15 protein-coding genes are annotated in these 16,982 nt (G+C 65.7%); 11 read left to right on the forward strand and 4 right to left on the reverse strand.

Translation table 11 applies throughout. The features are described 5' to 3' along the window. The first annotated feature begins 32 nt into the window (after positions 1–32). The 4 genes from QCE64_RS30605 (at position 33) to QCE64_RS30620 (ending at position 3,871) form a co-directional block, all read left to right on the forward strand. A complete protein-coding gene (locus tag QCE64_RS30605; RefSeq protein ID WP_309926183.1) occupies positions 33–1,109 on the forward strand; it encodes an ABC transporter ATP-binding protein in 1,077 nt (358 codons plus the stop codon). Continuing rightward, positions 1,106–1,972: a sugar ABC transporter permease gene (locus QCE64_RS30610; protein ID WP_309926185.1), complete on the forward strand. Its 867-nt coding sequence runs from the start codon at positions 1,106–1,108 to the stop codon at positions 1,970–1,972. The genes QCE64_RS30605 and QCE64_RS30610 overlap by 4 nt, the downstream gene beginning before the upstream one ends. 68 nt (positions 1,973–2,040) lie before the next feature. After that, positions 2,041–2,880 carry an ABC transporter permease gene (locus QCE64_RS30615; protein ID WP_404987798.1) on the forward strand — a complete coding sequence of 280 codons (840 nt, stop codon included), beginning with the start codon at positions 2,041–2,043 and terminating at the stop codon, positions 2,878–2,880. 64 nt (positions 2,881–2,944) lie between these two features. Beyond that, positions 2,945–3,871, forward strand: coding sequence for an aldose epimerase (locus QCE64_RS30620; protein ID WP_310008604.1), 927 nt, complete (start codon positions 2,945–2,947; stop codon positions 3,869–3,871). Positions 3,872–3,980: 109 nt separating this feature from the next. On the opposite strand, the gene QCE64_RS30625 is transcribed toward QCE64_RS30620, so the two are convergent. Continuing rightward, a complete protein-coding gene (locus tag QCE64_RS30625) occupies positions 3,981–4,433 on the reverse strand; it encodes a histidine kinase (RefSeq protein ID WP_309820036.1) in 453 nt (150 codons plus the stop codon). A 192-nt stretch (positions 4,434–4,625) separates the two neighbouring features. Here QCE64_RS30625 and QCE64_RS30630 point away from each other — a divergent pair, with 192 nt between their 5' ends. Together QCE64_RS30630 and QCE64_RS30635 are read left to right on the forward strand one after the other, a co-directional pair. Then, positions 4,626–5,321 carry a response regulator transcription factor gene (locus QCE64_RS30630; RefSeq protein ID WP_310007910.1) on the forward strand — a complete coding sequence of 232 codons (696 nt, stop codon included), beginning with the start codon at positions 4,626–4,628 and terminating at the stop codon, positions 5,319–5,321. A 149-nt stretch (positions 5,322–5,470) separates the two neighbouring features. Next, a complete protein-coding gene (locus tag QCE64_RS30635) occupies positions 5,471–5,977 on the forward strand; it encodes a hypothetical protein (RefSeq protein WP_309926191.1) in 507 nt (168 codons plus the stop codon). 18 nt (positions 5,978–5,995) lie between these two features. Here QCE64_RS30635 and QCE64_RS30640 read toward each other — a convergent pair whose 3' ends face one another. Further along, entirely contained in the window at positions 5,996–6,340 is a 345-nt protein-coding gene (locus QCE64_RS30640) for a hypothetical protein (RefSeq protein ID WP_310007912.1), read from the reverse strand. A 378-nt stretch (positions 6,341–6,718) separates the two neighbouring features. Between QCE64_RS30640 and mprF the strand changes: the two genes are divergently transcribed. Together mprF and QCE64_RS30650 are read left to right on the forward strand one after the other, a co-directional pair. Continuing rightward, positions 6,719–9,313: a bifunctional lysylphosphatidylglycerol flippase/synthetase MprF gene (gene mprF / locus QCE64_RS30645; RefSeq protein WP_309934682.1), complete on the forward strand. Its 2,595-nt coding sequence runs from the start codon at positions 6,719–6,721 to the stop codon at positions 9,311–9,313. Next, entirely contained in the window at positions 9,310–10,605 is a 1,296-nt protein-coding gene (locus tag QCE64_RS30650) for an AcvB/VirJ family lysyl-phosphatidylglycerol hydrolase (protein ID WP_310007914.1), read from the forward strand. The genes mprF and QCE64_RS30650 overlap by 4 nt, the downstream gene beginning before the upstream one ends. Before the next feature lie 44 nt (positions 10,606–10,649). On the opposite strand, the gene QCE64_RS30655 is transcribed toward QCE64_RS30650, so the two are convergent. Both QCE64_RS30655 and QCE64_RS30660 read right to left on the reverse strand, forming a co-directional pair. Continuing rightward, complete coding sequence (locus QCE64_RS30655) at positions 10,650–11,159, reverse strand: DUF1993 domain-containing protein (RefSeq protein WP_310007915.1); 510 nt, start codon at positions 11,157–11,159, stop codon at positions 10,650–10,652. Positions 11,160–11,299: 140 nt separating this feature from the next. Next, positions 11,300–11,575 carry an oxidoreductase-like domain-containing protein gene (locus QCE64_RS30660; protein ID WP_404987616.1) on the reverse strand — a complete coding sequence of 92 codons (276 nt, stop codon included), beginning with the start codon at positions 11,573–11,575 and terminating at the stop codon, positions 11,300–11,302. A 56-nt stretch (positions 11,576–11,631) separates the two neighbouring features. On the opposite strand from QCE64_RS30660, the gene QCE64_RS30665 reads away from it, so the two are divergent. The 3 genes from QCE64_RS30665 to QCE64_RS30675 all read left to right on the forward strand — a co-directional run bounded on the left by QCE64_RS30665 (position 11,632) and on the right by QCE64_RS30675 (position 16,972). Further along, the gene (locus tag QCE64_RS30665; RefSeq protein ID WP_310007917.1) at positions 11,632–14,079 is read left to right on the forward strand and encodes a penicillin acylase family protein; all 2,448 of its coding nucleotides are present in this window, start codon (positions 11,632–11,634) and stop codon (positions 14,077–14,079) included. Positions 14,080–14,209: 130 nt separating this feature from the next. After that, positions 14,210–15,679, forward strand: a complete 1,470-nt coding sequence (locus QCE64_RS30670; protein ID WP_310007919.1) for a M20 family metallopeptidase — start codon at positions 14,210–14,212, stop codon at positions 15,677–15,679. Between the two features lie 183 nt (positions 15,680–15,862). Next, a complete protein-coding gene (locus QCE64_RS30675; RefSeq protein ID WP_309926208.1) occupies positions 15,863–16,972 on the forward strand; it encodes a malate/lactate/ureidoglycolate dehydrogenase in 1,110 nt (369 codons plus the stop codon). The last annotated feature ends 10 nt before the right edge of the window (positions 16,973–16,982 follow it).

The raw sequence follows: 16,982 nt of genomic DNA on the forward strand, positions 1-16,982 counted from the left end.
GACACGCGCTTATCCGCGCGCAGGAATTCGTCATGAAGCACACCTTTGAGCAACTGCGCCTCGACTCGGTCTCGCGCAGCTTCACCAACGCGGAAGGGCAACAGCTCGCCGCACTGAAAGGCCTCGATCTGAACATCCAGCGCGGGGAGTTCATCGCGCTGCTGGGGCCATCGGGTTGCGGCAAGTCGACCGCGCTCAACTGCATCGCCGGCCTGCAGCCGCTGACGGGGGGCGGTATCTGGCTCGATGACAAACGTATCGACGTGCTGCCGCCCGAGAAGCGCGGCTTCGGCATGGTCTTCCAGAACTACGCGCTGTTCCCGCATATGTCGGTGCTCGACAACGTCGGCTTCGGCCTCAAGATGCGCGGCGTGCCGAAAGCCGAAGCGACCAGGCGCGCAAAAGCCGCATTGCAACTCGTGCAACTGACCGGTCACGACGCCAAGCTGCCCGGCCAGCTCTCCGGCGGCCAGCAGCAGCGCGTGGCCATTGCCCGCGCGATCGTCATCGAGCCGCCGCTCGTGCTGATGGACGAACCGCTCTCGAACCTCGACACCAAGCTGCGCATCGAGATGCGCGCGGAGATCCGCCGCATTCACGGCAAGCTGGAGCGCGCCACGCTCTACGTGACGCACGATCAGGACGAGGCGCTGTCGATGGCGGATCGCATCGTCGTGATGAGGGAAGGCGTGGTGCAGCAGGTGGCGTCGCCGAAGGAAGTCTATTCGCGACCGAAGAACCTGCACGTCGCGCGCTTCATGGGCTTTCGCAATGTCGTCGCGGCGACGCTCGAAGGCACGCAGGGCGAGGCGGTCGCCGTGAACGCGAACGGCGTCAAGCTGCTCGGCACGCCGATGGAAGGTTTCGACAGCAAGCAGGTCGCGGTGGCGTTGCGCCCCGAAGACATGGAGCGCGCGACGCCCGGCACTGAAAACGCCTTCGATGCGCACGTGGAAGTGGTCGAGTATGGCGGCCGCGATTCGCTCATCATCGTGAATACGGCGTTCGGCAGGCTGTGGGCGCGCATCGCGGGTGAATGTGCGGAAGGCGAGCGCATTGCGCTGCGCGTGGCGCCATCGAAGATCCTCGTCTACGGAGCAGAGCAATGATCGCGCTGCCCGCCCAGCCGCGCGATCCGAAGGGCTGGCTGGTTGCGCCGGCGCTGCTCTTCATCGTCGCGCTGTTCATCTATCCGTTCGCGTACGGCCTGATGCTGTCGTTCCAGCCGATGAACGGCGGCAGCATCTGGGCCAACTACATCACGTTCTTCACCGATACGTCGATGTGGCCGACCATCATCGTCACGCTGAAGCTCGCCGTGCCTGCCACCGTCATCAACGTCGGCGTCTCGGTCCCGGTGGCGTTCGCGTTGCGCCGCACGTCGCCGTGGCAGAAGTTCGTGACCACGCTGCTGGTCGTGCCGGTGACGCTCGGCACGGTGCTGATCGCCGACGGCATGCTCACCTATTTCAGCCCCAACGGCTGGTTTCCGCAGGCCTTGCAGGCGTTGCACCTGTACGGCGATGAAGTGCGCCTCACGCATAACTACTGGGGTGTGCTGATCTCGCTGATCGTGTCGGGTTTTCCGTTCGCGTTCCTGCTGACCTTGTCCTACGTGACCGGCATCGACCCGACGCTCGCGCGCGCGGCCGCGACGCTCGGCGCGAGTCCCTGGCAGCAGTTTCGCCAGGTCTACCTGCCGTTGCTGCTGCCGGGCCTGACGATGACTGCGTGCCTGTCCTTCGTGCAGGCGTTTTCGGTGTTCCCGTCGGCGGTGCTGCTTGGCGCGCCGGCCGGTCCGACGCGCGTCATTTCCATCGCTGCGTCGGAAGCCGCGTTCGAAAGCTATGACTATGCGCTGGCATCGACCATCGCGATCGTCATGGGTTTCGTGCAGTTGCTCGTGGTGGGCGGCATGCTCGGCGCGCGCCGTTTCTTCTATACGGGTCCGGTGACCGGAGGCAAGGGCTGATGACAACCGATAACCACGCGGCGTCCGGCTGGCAGGCCGGCGCCCCGACACAAGGCGCCACCCGTGCGATGAAACAGCAAACGAGCCTCCGCGACCGACTGTGGAAGGGCATCGTCTGGGCGACGATGGGCTTCTTCCTGCTCAACGTACTGTTGCTGATCGCGACCGTTGCCGTGAACTCGGTGGCGACACGCTGGTTCGGTACGCTGCTGCCGCAGGGCTTCACGTTGCACTGGTATGCGCAGGCATGGAGCGATTTCCAGCTCTCGAGCGTGCTGCTCGTGACGCTCGAAGTGGTGGGCGCGGTGGTGCTGCTGTCCATCGTGCTCGGCGTGCCGGCGGCGTACGCGCTGGCGCGCGTGCAGTTCCCCGGCAAGCGCTTCGCGATGCTCGTGTTCCTGCTGCCGCTGATGGTGCCGCCCGTGACCTACGGCATTCCGATGGCCACGGTCATGTACAAGTTCCATCTCGCGGGCACGCTGACCGGCGTGATTCTCGCGAACCTGGTGCCGGCGCTGCCGTTCGTGATTCTTGTCATGACGCCGTTTATCGAGCAGATCGATCCGAATCTGGAATCAGCCGCACGCATTTTTGGTGCGAACACGTTCCGTTATTTTCGTTACGTGCTGCTGCCGCTGCTCGTGCCGGGCATGCTCGCGGCAGGGCTGCTGGTGCTGGTGCGCACCATCGGCATGTTCGAGCTCACCTTCTTCACCGCCGGACCGACCACGCAGACGCTGGTGGTCGCGCTGTACTACGCGGTGTTCTCGACGGGCGTGCGCGCGCCGCAATCCATCGACGCCATGGCGATGATCTACATGGCGATCACGATGGTCTGGGTGCTGATCGCGCTGCAGTTCGTGAGCCCGACGCAGCTCGTGTCGCGGGTGAAGGAACAGAAACAGTGACCGTGACCGACACGGACGCGGCCGCGCGCCGGTTTCTCCCTGACGAAACAGCAACGTGACGAAGATGCGTGAGGTCGTGACACTCGAGGCGGAGCCGAAGCTCGTCATCTCCAGCGGGCCGCATACGCTGGAGATCGCGCCGCAGGCCGGCGGGCGCATCACGCGCTTCGCCACCGCGGATGCACACGGCGTTCAGGAATGGCTCGCGCCGGTGACGGCGGCGAGCTGGCCCTGCGACGCGTGGCCGAAAGGCGGAAGCTATCCGCTCGTGCCGTTCTCCAACCGGGTGCGCGATGCGCGCTTCGCGGGGCCGGACGGTTCACTCGTCGAACTGGCGACATTTCCCGGCATGCGGCACGCGCTGCATGGCTTCGGCCAGTTCGCGGCGTGGCAGGCGGAACTGCACGAGCCGGATTGCGTCGTGCTGCGCTTCGTTCATCGCGCGGACGAGCATGGCTGGCCGTGGGCGTTCGAAGCGGTGCAGCTGATCGAGGCCACACCCGAGGGCGCGCGCCTGTCGATGCGCGTGTTGAACCGCTCATCGCTGCCAATGCCGGTCGGGCTGGGTTTCCATCCTTATTTCGCCGCGACGGAGGGGGAAGTCGACGCGGCCACGCTGTGGCGCCATGAGGAAGAGATCGCGGTCGGGGTATCCAGCGAGGCGCCGCCCCGCCGGCACGCACGCGAGATGCAGGGCTACACGCGCTATCTCAGCGGCTGGGACGGCCGCGCGACGCTGCATTACGCGCACGGCCGTACGCTTGCCCTCACAGCCGGCGACGCCTTGAGCCACGTCGTCGTGCATTGTCCGGCGGGGGCGGGCTATCTGTGCGTCGAGCCGGTGTCGCACGTCAGCGACGGCTTCAATCTCGCGGCGCGCGGCGTGGACGGAACGGGTGTGGTGGTTATCGAGCCAGGTAGTGAAATACGGGCGTCGCTCGCGATGGCAACCGGCGTGATCCCGGCCCCATGCGACGGCGGCGGCGCCTGACGCGCGCTTCCACCGAGATCCGCACGCGCGAGGCATTCGCCGGCAACAGGCCTCGAGCCACAAAACAGGCAAGCGGGTTCATGCGACACCTCCTGCAAACATGGAAACATCAGCGCCTGAGCGGCGCTGAAAAGAACGCTTCGACCATATCGACGATCCGCCAGGTCGCGCACGGCCGGCGGCAATGCGCGTCGAACCCGGCGTCCTTGAGCATCTGCACGGGATCGGCGGGCCAGACGTTGCTCATCGCGACGAGCAGGCGCCCGGTCATCTCCGAATCCATCTGGAGCGTGCGCAGGAAGACGTAGCCGGAGTCGCTGTCGAGGCTGGTGTCGAGCAGCAGCGCGTGCGGCTGCCAGCTGCCGACCAGCGCGCGGACGGATTTGAGATCCTGCGAATGGATGACCTGCAAGCCTTTGAGCCGAAGTTGCACGGCGAGCGAATCGCCGATCGACTTGTCCTTGTGGGCGATCAGCACGCGGCGTGAAGCATCGCTGGTACGGGCCCGCTTGATTCGCCACAACGCGAACTCGCTCTCGTTGTGGGCTAGACGGCTTGACATCTCATCCTCCTGGTCGTTATTTGATATGGCTGATTCGATGCCGCCAGTTTCGACCGGCCGTGCTTATCGCTCAACCCGGCACGGGAAGGGGAGTTCAGAGATTTTGGGAGACTGCCGAATGGATCCCTGCGAAAGGGGGGTAGAAGTCGTCCAAGGCCCGCGTAAGATCGAAACCGTTCTCGGAGCGTCGCAATGGAAAATGGCTATTTCAAAACAGTGTTGCTAGTTGAGGACGAAGGGCTCACCAGGAGCGCGATGAAAAGTCTCATCCTGGCCAATGAGCCTTTGCTCGAAATCGACGAGGCCGACGGTTTCGAACAGGCGAAAGCCAAGCTTTCCGCCAATACCTACGACCTCATCTTCCTCGACTACCATCTGCGTGGCCAGGACACCGGCATGGACCTGCTGAACTGGATCCGCGAGGAAGAGCGCGAAGTCCAGACCATCATGCTGTCCGCGCAGGACGACCGCGACACCGTGCTCGAATGCATCAAGAACGGCGCGTGCGGCTTCATTTCCAAGGGCAGCGAGCAGGGCGCCGGCGTGTTCCGCGAGGCGCTCAAGACCATCCTGAACGGCCGCGTGTACCTGCCCAACACGGTGCTCGGCAAGGGCGGTCACAGCCCAAGGCCGGTCACGCCGCATCCGAGCGTGACGGTCGAGTCGCTCGACCTGCCGCCGCGCCTTACCGAGACGCTGCGCTCTCTGCTGCAGGGGCTGTCGAACAAGGCGATCGCGCGCAAGATGAACATCAGCGAAAACACCGCAAAGGAATATTCGAGCGATCTGCTCGCGCGCTTCCACGTCACGCGGCGAACCTTCCTGATTGTCGAGATGGCGCGGCGCGGCATCGAGATGCCGATGAGCAATACCTCGTCGGCGTCCTGATCCGCACGCAGCCGCGCAGGGCCGTCTCGGAGGCGGCCCATCGTCGTTTAGGAACGTTCCGAGGAATTCATCGCGAGATGGTAAGGTAGAGCCCGGACTAATTCGAGACGGGTTCAGCGCAGGTGATTCGCAGGCTATCGTTCAAGACAATGCAAGGTGCCGGCGCGGCGGTTGCCGCGAGCGCGGTGCTCATTCTCGGCGCGTGTGCGCCCCTTCCACAGCAGGACGGCACGGATGCCGCCGCGCCCGCGTCGGGCACGGCGCCGGTCCAGACGGCGCGCACGCCGGTGCGGCCGCCCGCGCCGGCCCTGCCTCCCGGCGAGCGCCGCATCATGGTCGGCAGCCCGGACGGCTACCACCTGATGGTCAAGACGAAGACTCCCAGCCAGGTGTGCGACGACGATGCCTTCGCCGACGGCGTCCGCTACGGTTACGCGCTCACCTGGAACCGGATGGTCGGCGAGGACGCGCGCAACGGCGGCAAGCCGAAGCGCAAGTTCGATCCCTCCGCGATCCACTCGCAGGACGATCAATACAAGATCCAGTGGGATGGCAAGGAGCGCGTCAACGCGTGCGCGTCGGACGGCTATCTGATCGGACGGGTGGTCGGCACCCATCTGGCGGGCGTCGACATGCGCGACGGCAAGCCTTCCTGAGCCGCCGCGCCGGAGAATTCAGTCGCAAGTATGGGTGGCCGCGACATAGCGGCCCGCTACGCCGATATCGCCATAGATCGTGTAGCCGGTGTTGTTCGCCGATGCCTGCGCGATCAGCAACACCACGGATTGACTCGTCGGACCGCCGCTCGGAATCGAGATGGCCTGCGTGTCGGGGCCCGGCGAGTATTCCCGCACGCGCCCGCCAATCGACGTCCAGGCCGACTTCACACAACGTGTGAACTCGTAAGGCTTGCTCTGCGAGGTGCCGGATCCGATCGGCACGGTCCTGAGCAGGCTGTCGTCCGTCGCGACGCACGCGCTCAGCAGGGAAGCACTCAGGGCCGCGCACAGAAGTGTCACTTTTATCTTCATATGATTCGATACCTTTTTTAGTCATTTCCGCGTTGCCGTGTGGCCGGTCCGATCTTAGCGGCTTTCTTGCATTCCGACCGACAACCGTTATTACAATCAGTAATAACGGAAGCGCCGCAGCAGCGGCCGCTAGCCTTACAGTCCGTACTTTTCCCAATATGCGTCAAGTCGGGTCAACCGTCGCCGTTATATAGGCGTTTCATTGCCTGAAGCCATTTGTATGGCGCGAGCGCGGGCGACCCGAGCCGAAAGCGCGTTTTCTGAGCGCGTGTGGCGCGTACGGTGCGCGAGCCCGATAACCCCGATGTACCGCTGCCCCCGGCGATTCCTCGCCGGCTGGCATCGTGAGCCAGTCTGATAGAACGCATGTCCCGCACAAAGTTGCTCGCCCGGCTTCGCGCCATCGCCCCGTCCGGCCCCACGGCCGGCGGCTTCCAGCTTCAGCGGCTCGCCGCGCCCGTCCTGACGGTCGTGATCTGCGTGCTGCTCCTGATCGTCTTCCAGCATCTTTCGCGCGCGGTCGACTATAAGTCGGTCGTGCATTCGCTGCGCGTGATGACGCCGCAAGCCTGGCTCGCCGCGCTGTTCGCCACCGCGCTGTCCTTCGCCGCACTCGTCGGGCGCGATGCGGTCGGGTTGCGGCACATCGGCGTGACGCTGCCGCGCTCGCTGCTGTGGGTCGGCGCGACGGTCGGCTCGGCGCTCGGCAACGTCACCGGCTTCGGCGCGCTGACGGGCGGCGCGGTGCGTTGCCGCGTCTATGGCGCCTCCGGCGTGACGCCCGCGCAAGTCGGCCGGCTCACCCTGTTCACCAGCATCACGCTGGCGCTCTCGCTGGCCTTCATGGCCGCGGCCGGCATGCTGTTCGACGCGCGCACGCTCGCGGCCCTGCTGCATCTGCCGCCCGCCGCACTCCGCGCGACGGGCGCAGCGCTGCTGGCCGTGTTCGCCGCGATGGTCCTGCTGTGCGGCCGCGCGCCGCGCACGCTGCAGTCGCGCTGGAAGTGGGTGTCTTTCACCGTGCCGGCGCGGCGCGATTTCGTCGCGCAGGCGGCGCTGGCCGTCGTCGATGTCTTCGGCGCGGGCCTCGCGCTCTGGGCGCTGCTGCCGAATCCGCAAGTCGGCTTCATCGACTTCATGACGGTCTTCTCGGCCGCGATGCTGCTGGGCATGATCGGTCATACGCCGGGCGGCGTCGGCGTGTTCGAGGCTGCGATGGTCTTCGCGCTCGGCGGCAGCGCGCAGACGCCGGACGTCGTCGCGGCGCTGCTCGCGTATCGCGCAATCTATTTCGGCCTGCCGCTGATCCTCTCGGCTGGCGTGATGGCCGCCTTCGAAGGCCGCGCGCTGAAGGGCCGCTTCGGCTTCCTGAGCCCGCATCACGTGTCGCAGCTCGCGCCGGTGTTCCTGTCGATCGTCACGTTCGCGGCCGGCACCATGCTCGTCATCTCCGGCGCGACGCCGGCCTTCAAGATGCGCATCGCGCTCCTGCAGACCCTCGTGCCGCTGTGGGTGCTGGAAAGCTCGCAACTGCTCGGCTCCGTGCTCGGCGTGCTGCTGCTGTTCGTCGCGCGCGGCCTGCTGCGCCGGCTCGACGCCGCCTGGTGGCTCGCGCTGGGCCTGGCGGTCGCCAACCTGGCGCTGTCGCTGGCGAAGGGTCTGGCCTTCGTCGAAGTCGGCGTGCTGGCGTTCCTGATCGTGCTGCTGGTGCTGACGCGCGAGCGCTTCAACCGCCGTTCGTCGCTGTTTGCCGAGCGTTTCACGGCGACCTGGCTGATCTCGATCGGCGTCGTGATGGCGTTCGCCTTCTGGATCATGTTCTTCGCGTTCCGCGACGTGCCGTACAGCGGCGATCTCTGGTGGCAGTTCGCGTTCGACGAGCGCGCCCCGCGTGCGCTGCGCGCGACGCTCGCCGCGGCTGTGTTCGGCACGGTGTTCGCCGTGTGGCAGCTGCTGCGTCCGGCGGCGGGCCGTTTCGTGAAGCCCGCGCCGCAGGATCTCGCCGATGCCGCGCGCATCTTCCGCGCGCAGGAACGCAGCGACGCCGGCCTCGCGATGATGGGCGACAAGAGTTTCCTGTTTTCGGAGTCGCGCGAAGCCTTCCTGATGTACGCCAAGCACGGCCGCACGTGGGCCGCGCTGCATGATCCGGTGGGTCCGCGCCGCGAGTGGGCGGAGCTGATCCGCAAATTCGTGGAACTGGCGCATGCACACAACGGCCGCGCCGCGTTCTATCAGGTGCGCGCCGACGCCTTGCCGCTCTATCTCGACGCCGGCCTGACGCTGATGAAGCTCGGCGAGGAAGCGCACGTGGCGCTGGCGGACTTCGACCTGAAGGGATCGCACCGCTCGCATCTGCGCTATGCGCTCAAGCGCGGCGAGCGCGATGGCTTCGATACCGAGGTCATCGGGCCGGACCGCATCGTCGCCAGCCTGCCGATGCTGCGCGCCATCTCCGACGACTGGCTCGACAGCCGTTCCGCGCGCGAGAAAAGCTTTTCGGTGGCGGCGTTCACGGAGGACTATCTGTCGGCGCAATCGGTGCTGCTGGTCCGGCAGCAGGGCGTGCCGGTGGCGTTCGTCACCTTCATGACCACCGACATGAACACCGAAGCGACCGTCGGCGTGATGCGCCATGTCGAAGCGGCGTCGTCGTACGCGATGGAGTATCTCTTCACGAAGCTCGCGCTGCATCTGAAGGAAACGGGCTTCAAGTCGCTGTCGTTGGGCATCGCGCCTTTGTCGGGCATGGAGCCGACGCCGCTCGCGTCGCACTGGCACCGCTTCGCCGGCCTCGTCTGGCGTTTCGGCGGACGCTTCTACAACTTCCGCGGGCTGCGCGGATTCAAGAGCAAGTTCCAGCCGCGCTGGGAGCCGCGTTATCTGGCGGCATCCGGTTCGGTCGGCGTATTTTTCACTTTGGCGGATCTCTCGCTTCTCGCGGGCGGCTGGCGTTCATGACATTCCTTTGCAAGAAAGCGGCGGCGTTCGTAGCCGCCGCCGTGTGTGCTGTTTCCTGGCTGGGCGCGGCGCATGCCGCTGAATCGATTCCCGGCGGCCGCTACGGCCAGGTGACGCTGACGAAACCCGCCGGCGACATGACCGGTTTCGTCGTGCTGTTTTCGGAGAAGAGCGGCTGGAGTCCGTCGGACCAGCAGGCCGCTGACGCCCTCGCCGCGAAAGGCGCGATGGTGATCGGCGTCGATACGCTGAAATACGCGGCGCAGGTGAAGGCGGACAAGAGCGAGAAGGAGTGTCACAACCTCGTCGGCGATGCGGAGAACATGAGCCATCAGCTCGAGCGCACCGTGCAGACGAACCACTACTATTCGCCGATCCTCGCCGGCACGGGCCAGGGCGCGGCGCTCGCCGAGAGTTCGCTGCGGCAGGCTCCGGACAATACGGTGGCGGGCGCGGTGTCGCTCAACGCCGATGCCCAGCTCGACGCCCGGTTCGATCCGTGTCCGCCTGACCCGACCATCATCCACGCCCAGGGTTTGCCGGGGTTTCTGGAGCGCGCGGCGGCGCCGCAGCCGGGTCATTCAAAGGCCGATGCGCTGGTCGCGCTGACCGCGCCGCACCTGAAGAAGGCCGAGCCGGTCGCCGAGGGCGATGTCTCCGATCTGCCGCTGATCGAACTGCGCGCTGACAAGGCGACCGATCTGCTCGCCATCGTGATTTCCGGCGACGGCGGCTGGCGCGATCTCGACAAGACCATGGCGCTTGCGTTGCAGCGTGACGGGGTGTCGGTGATCGGCATCGATTCGTTGCGCTACTTCTGGAGCGAAAAAACGCCGCAGCAGACGGCCAACGACCTCGCTCGCGTGATCCGCTTCTACAACGCGCGCTGGCATACGAGCCACGTGGCGCTGCTGGGTTACTCGTTCGGCGCCGACGTCATGCCGTTCGCCTACAACCGTCTGCCGGACGCGGTGCGCGAACAGGTGTCGTACATCTCGCTGATGGGCTTTTCGCCCGCCGCCGATTTCCAGATCCGCGTGACGGGCTGGCTCGGCATGCCGGCGAGCGACAAGGCGCTGAAGGTGCGGCCGGAACTGAACAAGGTGCCGCCGGCGATGGTGCAATGCATCTACGGTGAGAAGGAAGAAGACACGCTATGCCCGGACCTGACGAAGACAGGTATTGAAGTGGTGAAGCTGCCGGGCGACCACCACTTCGGCGGCGACTACGACGCGCTCGCGCGCCGGATTCTCGCCGGCTGGCGCAAGCAGATCGCGGCGCGGCAGGGGTGAGCGGGACGGTTCGTCCCGCAGCGCCCGGCGTCTTCACTTGAGTCCTACTTGAGCGGACCGAGGAAATCCCGTTTGCCGATCGGCGCGCCGAGATGGCGCAGGATGTCGTGCGTCGTGACGACGTGGAAATAGAAGTTCGGCAGCCCGAAGCCGAGCAGATAATCGACGCCGGAAAACGACGGCGAAAAGTCCGGAAACTTCAGCGTGACCGTGCGCGCTTCGCTGTCGACGAGCGTGGACTTGTCGATGCTCGTCAGAAACGCAATCGTCTTCTCGATGCGCGCCTGCAGTGACGCGAAGCTGTCCTCGTCGTCCTCGAAACGCGGCGCCTCGACGCCTGACAGGCGTGCCGCCGACAGTTTGGCTGTGTCGCTGGCGCGCTGGATCTGCGCGACGAGCGGCAGCATGTCGGGTGCGAGCCGGGCGTTGAGGACATCTGCGTGGGCGAGGCCTTTCTGGTCCGCGAAGGCGGCGCCTTTGCCGAGCAGATCCGCGCACACTTCGAGGCCGCGGATGAAGACGGGAATCGATGCGCGATACATCGTGAGAGACATGGGGCGCTGCTCCTAGAGAATGGTTTTTGCCTGCCTTTTGCCTGCTACCAGGCAGCCGGAACCGGCTCCGGCCGACAGGGGGACACCAGCATAGCGCCGTGCCCGCGGAACTGCTCGGATCGCCGGACGAAAGCCGTCTGTCAATCGTCCCGGGCTGCTTGCGGACGATGACGCGCTTCCCACGCCGCCAGTTCCGTCCGATAGCGCGCCAGCGCTTCGTCATAAAGATCGAACACGCAGGGGTCGCAGCCGCTTTGACAGCAATCTCCAGGCAGCGGGGATCGTCGGAATCGGTCATCTTCGGGGTGAATGGTCAGGGGCGGCACCGGTTCGCGATACCACCGCGAGCGGCTAGACTTTGGCGGTGCATGCTTCGCACCCGATGCGATACTGCGCGCGGACAGTGGTTCGCCCATCGTCACGGCTTCATGGTTTCATGGTGTCACGCTGACTGGACCGAGGGACTCGCGCGATGAATCAGACCATCAGCCTCGTCATCTCCGGTATGCTCGCGAGCGTTTTGCTGGCCGGTTGCGCCTATCCGCCGTCATCGTCCGATGGCGGTCCGCCGTCTGCACAGTTCACACAGAGCACGAGCACCTGGAGCGCCGAAATCCGCCGCACCCGTGACGGCATTCCGCACATCCGCGCCGCCGACTGGGGCAGTCTGGGTTTCGGTTTCGGGTATGCACAGGCGGAGGATAACCTCTGCACGCTCGCCGATGCCTTCGTCACCTATCGGGGCGAGCGTTCCGCCTTCTTCGGCGCGGATGCCCGTCCTTCCGCGCCCGCGACCTTCGGTCAGCCGCGCAATATCGACTCGGACTTCTTCTTCAAGCTGATCGGCGAGCAGGCGAATCTCGACCGCTTTCGCGCGGCGCAGCCGGCCGACTTGCGCAATCTTATCGATGGTTTCGCCAGTGGCTACAACCGCTATCTCACCGAAATCGATGCAGGCCGTTCGCCGGGCGCGCATGCGGCGTGCCGGGGCAAGCCGTGGATCGCGAAGATCAGCGCCGACGATATCTACCGGCGTCTGATCGCGGCCAATCTGGCGGGCGGTTCGGTGCGCTTCATCACGCCGATCGCGACGGCCCATCCGCCGAGCGCGGCCACCACCGCGCCGCGCGGCGCACTCGACGCGCCGCAGCAGACCGCGAACACGCTGCGTTTTGCGATCGGCGACACGCCCGGCATCGGCAGCAATGCGCTTGCTTTCGGCGCTCCGGTGACACACGACGGACGCAGCATCCTGTTCGGCAATCCGCACTGGTTCTGGCGCGGACCGGACCGTTTCTATCAGGCGCAGCTGACCATTCCGGGCAAGGTGAATGTCGCGGGCGTGTCGTTTCTCGGCGTGCCGCTGATCGTGCTCGGCTTCAACGAGAACGTCGCGTGGACGCATACGGTGTCGAGCGCGCGGCGCTTCGGCATCTTCCAGCTCACGCTGGATCCGGCTGATCCGACGCGCTATCTCATCGACGGCCAAAGCGAGGCCATGACGCCCGTGCCGCTCACGGTTCGCACGCGGCGCGCCGACGGTTCCTTCGAGACGGTCGCGCGCACGCTCTACAAGACGCGCTATGGTCCGGTCGTCGATCTGTCGGTGCAGGCGGCGGGCCTCGGCTGGAATGCGCAGCGCGCCTACGCGCTCGCCGACGTCAATGCCGACAACCTGCGCGCCTTCCAGAACTTCTTCGCGTGGAACCAGGCGCGTTCGCTGAACGACTTCATCGCGATCCAGAAACGCTACGCCGGGATGCCGTGGGTCAACACGTTCGCCATTGGTCGCGGCGATGCGCGCGTGTGGTTCGCGGACATCGGCCCGATTCCCGATGTCCCCGACGATCTCCTGGAAACCTGCACGACGCCCGCCGGCCGTGCGTTCGCGGGGCGCGTGCCGGGCGTGCCGTTCCTCGACGGCGCCAAGAGCGCGTGCGCGTGGCGCGTCGATCCGGCCAGCGCGCAAGCGGGTGCGCTGGCCGTCGGGCAGATGGCGAACACCGTGCGCGGCGACTATGTCGGCAACTTCAACGACAGCTACTGGCTCACCAACGCCAACGCGCCGTTGACGGGCTATCCGCGCATCGCCGGGGCCACGCGCGTCGAGCAATCGCTGCGCACGCGCTATGGCCATCTGCTCGCCGCGCGCCTGCAACGCGAGCGCGGCGGGGTGACGCGCGACGCGCTGGAAACGGCCGTGCTCGAGACTCACTCGATGTCCGAACGGCTGTTCCGCAAGCCGCTGCTCGACGCCGTCTGCACTGTCAACGATGCGCTGTCCAACCTGCACGACGCCTGCGAGGTGCTGCGCCAGTGGAACGGGACGGCGGACATCGACGCGCGCGGCGCCAACCTGTGGGACGAGTTCTGGATGCGCATCACGCGCATTGCGCCCGAGCGGCTGTACGTAGCGGGTTTCGATCCGGACAAGCCGCTTGCGACGCCGGCCGACTTCAACGTCGACAATCCGGCCGTGCTGCAGGACTTGCGTCAGGCGCTGGGCGGCGCGGCGCTTGCGCTCAGGCTGAACGGCTTCGCGCTCGATTCGCGACGCGGCGACATTCTCTACACCACTCGCCAGGGCGCGCGCGTGCCGCTCTACGGCGGGTGTGATGAGGCGGGATACTTCACGGTCGTGTGCGCGCGGCGGCCGCTGGACGCGAAAGGCTATCCGATGGATCCGAACGGGCAGGGCGACAGCTATGTCCAGGTCGTGACGTTCGGCGCAGATGGAGTGGACGGCGTGGAGGCCGACACGATGCTGTCGCACTCCGAATCGGACGATCCGGCCTCGCCGCACTCCGCCGACGCAACCCGCGCATTCGCGGCGAAGCGCTGGGCGCGCTTCCCTTTCACCGAGCAGGCAATCGACGCCGATCCTGCCGTGACGCGCGTGGTGGTATCGGCTGCGCCGTGATGATGTAGCCGGAACGCAGTCCCCAGTCGATAGAGCGAAGTCAAACAAATTGTATGAGCAATGAGTCGCAATTCGAATCTGGCGTGAAACCCGTCTATCATGAGATTTTTGCTTCAATGGACACACGCTCATGACTACCGGCGGCGGCATGCAACACGACGAGGCGGTGCAGCTGGACTCCGCTGCGCTGCGCGATTTTGTGGAACGCAAGTGGAACGACGAGATCGTTCCGGCGCTGACTGACTACATCGCGATTCCCGCAAAGAGCCCGATGTTCGACCACGATTGGGCGCGCCATGGCTTCATCGAGCGCGTGGTCACGGACGCGGTGGACTGGGTGAAGACGCAGCCGGTCAAGGGGCTCAAGGTGGAGATCGTGCGCCTGGCCGGACGCACGCCGGTGATCTTCTTCGAGGCACCCGCGACCCGTTCGGGCAGCACGGAAACCGTGGTGCTGTACGGCCATCTGGACAAGCAGCCGGAATTCGAAGGCTGGCGCAACGACCTCGGCCCCTGGACGCCGAAGTTCGAGAACGACAAGCTCTATGGCCGCGGCGGCGCCGACGACGGCTACGCCACCTACGCCAGCATCACGGCGCTCGCTGCGCTGGACGCACAAGGCGTGGAGCGGCCGCGCTGCGTGGGCATCATCGAGACTTGCGAGGAGTCGGGCAGCTATGACCTGCTGCCCTACATCGACGCGTTGCGCGACAGACTCGGCGAGGTCGGTCTGGTGATCTGCCTGGATTCGGGCGCCGGCAACTACGATCAGCTGTGGCTGACCACGTCGCTGCGTGGTCTGGTCGGCGGCGACCTCGAAGTGCAGGTGCTCGACGAGGGCATTCATTCGGGCGGCTACGGCGGCATTGCACCGTCGACGTTCCGCATCATGCGGCAGTTGCTCGAGCGCCTCGAGGACGCGAGCACCGGCGATCTCCTGCCGAAGAACTTTCATTGCGAGATCCCGTTGCTGCGGCAGCGCGAAGCGGCAGTCACCGCCAATATCCTCGGCGACGATGTCTGGAAAAAGCTGCCGTGGAGCTGCGGGCAGGACGGCGGCAGTGTCCTGCCGACCACCACCGACCCGCACGAGGCGTTGCTCAATTCCACCTGGCGTCCCTCGCTGACCGTGACAGGCGCGGCCGGCCTGCCAGCGCTCGCCGACGCCGGCAATGTGCTGGCGCCGCGTACGGCGTTCAAGTTGTCGTTGCGCCTGCCGCCGCTCGTCGAGGCCACGGCGGCGGTGGCCCAACTGAAGTCCTTGCTCGAACTCGATCCGCCCTATAACGCCCGGGTGACGTTCAAGCCAGAGGCGGGAGCGGCGACAGGCTGGAATGCGCCCGACCTCGCACCCTGGCTCGCCGGCTCGCTGAGCGAGGCGTCACGGCGGCACTTCGGCGCGGATGTGGCCTTCATGGGGCAGGGCGGCACGATTCCGTTGATGAATACGCTGAAGGAAGGCTTCCCGCGTTCGCAGTTCATGGTGTGCGGCGTGCTCGGCCCGAAGTCGAACGCGCATGGGCCGAATGAATTCCTTCATGTGCCTTATGCGAAGAAGCTGACGGCTTCGGTGGCGGAAGTGATTGCGCTGGCGCCTTGACATCCAGCTTTTTGCACGACGCAGGTTTGACTCAGGCCCGGCTTGTCCGGGCTTTTTTTCGACCGTTCGCGGAAAACTGTGCATTCAAACTGGTAAGGCCAGTTGATCGTCGGTAAAGTGATAGGCCCGCACGCGTCCCGACGCCGGACGCGCAAGCCCATCATCATGGAGACGAGTCTTGCAATGAACGCATCTTCCACGCCCAGCACGAACGCCCCGGAACGGCGCATTGCCGCCGACACGCTGCACGCCTATGTCAGCGCCATCTGGACGCACGCGGGCAGTGCGCCGCGCGAGGCCGAACTGATCGCGGACCACCTCGTGATGTCGAACCTGTCGGGGCACGATTCGCATGGCATCGGCATGATTCCGCGCTATGTCGCTTCGCTCGGCGAAGGGCAACTGCAACTCAACACGCATGCCGAAATCGTGCGCGATGCCGGCGCGGTGTTGAGCATCGACGGCCGCAAGGGCTTTGGCCAGGTCGTCGCCTATGAGGCGATGGAACATGGCATCGAGCGCGCGAAGAAACTGGGTGTATGCGCGGTCGGCCTGCGCAACGCGCATCACATCGGCCGGATCGGTCACTGGGCGGAGCAGTGCGCGAAGGCCGGCCTCGTGTCCTTCCATTTCGTGAACGTCGCGGGCGATCCGCTGGTGGCGCCGTTCGGCGGCATCGACCGCCGTTTCGGCACGAATCCGTTCTGCGCGGCTTATCCGCGCGACGGCAAACCGCCGCTGGTGCTCGACTTCGCGACGGCCGGCATCGCGTACGGCAAGACGCGCGTCGCATACAACAAGGGCGTGAAGGTTGCGCCGGGCATGCTGCTCGATCACGAAGGGCATCCGACTATCGAGCCGAAGGTCATGCACGAGGAGCCGTTCGGTACGTTGACGGCCTTCGGTCTGCACAAGGGCTCGGGGCTCGCCGCGTTGTGCGAGATATTTGGCGGGGCGCTGTCGGGCGGCTATACGACGCATGAAAGCACGCTGGAGAAGACGAGCGCGATCATGAATTGCATGACCTCGGTGATTCTCGACCCGAACGCCTTCGACGCACCCGCCGCACAACAGGAAGCAGAAGCGTTTCTTGCCTGGATGAAGGCTTCGCCGCGTGCCGAGGGCGTAGACGAGATCCTGGCGCCCGGCGATGTGGAAGAAGCGCGCCGTGCGGAATATGGCGCGAAGGGCATTGCCGTCGATCCGACCACGTGGCAACAGATTCGTGAATCGGCGGAGAAATCGGGCATGCCTCAGGCGGATATCGAGCGTTATTCGAGCGAGCTGAAATAAGTCGATGTCT

This window comes from Caballeronia sp. LZ043, from assembly GCF_031451075.1.
GTDB lineage: Bacteria > Pseudomonadota > Gammaproteobacteria > Burkholderiales > Burkholderiaceae > Caballeronia.

Bases quoted from the DNA above. Each gene is read 5' to 3' on its own strand.
- QCE64_RS30605 (WP_309926183.1), top strand. From the start codon at position 33: ATGAAGCACACCTTTGAGCAACTGCGCCTCGACTCGGTCTCGCGCAGC.
- QCE64_RS30610 (WP_309926185.1), top strand. From the start codon at position 1,106: ATGATCGCGCTGCCCGCCCAGCCGCGCGATCCGAAGGGCTGGCTGGTT.
- QCE64_RS30615 (WP_404987798.1), top strand. From the start codon at position 2,041: ATGAAACAGCAAACGAGCCTCCGCGACCGACTGTGGAAGGGCATCGTC.
- QCE64_RS30620 (WP_310008604.1), top strand. From the start codon at position 2,945: ATGCGTGAGGTCGTGACACTCGAGGCGGAGCCGAAGCTCGTCATCTCC.
- QCE64_RS30625 (WP_309820036.1), bottom strand. From the start codon at position 4,433: ATGTCAAGCCGTCTAGCCCACAACGAGAGCGAGTTCGCGTTGTGGCGA.
- QCE64_RS30630 (WP_310007910.1), top strand. From the start codon at position 4,626: ATGGAAAATGGCTATTTCAAAACAGTGTTGCTAGTTGAGGACGAAGGG.
- QCE64_RS30635 (WP_309926191.1), top strand. From the start codon at position 5,471: ATGCAAGGTGCCGGCGCGGCGGTTGCCGCGAGCGCGGTGCTCATTCTC.
- mprF (WP_309934682.1), top strand. From the start codon at position 6,719: ATGTCCCGCACAAAGTTGCTCGCCCGGCTTCGCGCCATCGCCCCGTCC.
- QCE64_RS30650 (WP_310007914.1), top strand. From the start codon at position 9,310: ATGACATTCCTTTGCAAGAAAGCGGCGGCGTTCGTAGCCGCCGCCGTG.
- QCE64_RS30655 (WP_310007915.1), bottom strand. From the start codon at position 11,159: ATGTCTCTCACGATGTATCGCGCATCGATTCCCGTCTTCATCCGCGGC.
- QCE64_RS30660 (WP_404987616.1), bottom strand. From the start codon at position 11,575: ATGGGCGAACCACTGTCCGCGCGCAGTATCGCATCGGGTGCGAAGCAT.
- QCE64_RS30665 (WP_310007917.1), top strand. From the start codon at position 11,632: ATGAATCAGACCATCAGCCTCGTCATCTCCGGTATGCTCGCGAGCGTT.
- QCE64_RS30670 (WP_310007919.1), top strand. From the start codon at position 14,210: ATGACTACCGGCGGCGGCATGCAACACGACGAGGCGGTGCAGCTGGAC.
- QCE64_RS30675 (WP_309926208.1), top strand. From the start codon at position 15,863: ATGAACGCATCTTCCACGCCCAGCACGAACGCCCCGGAACGGCGCATT.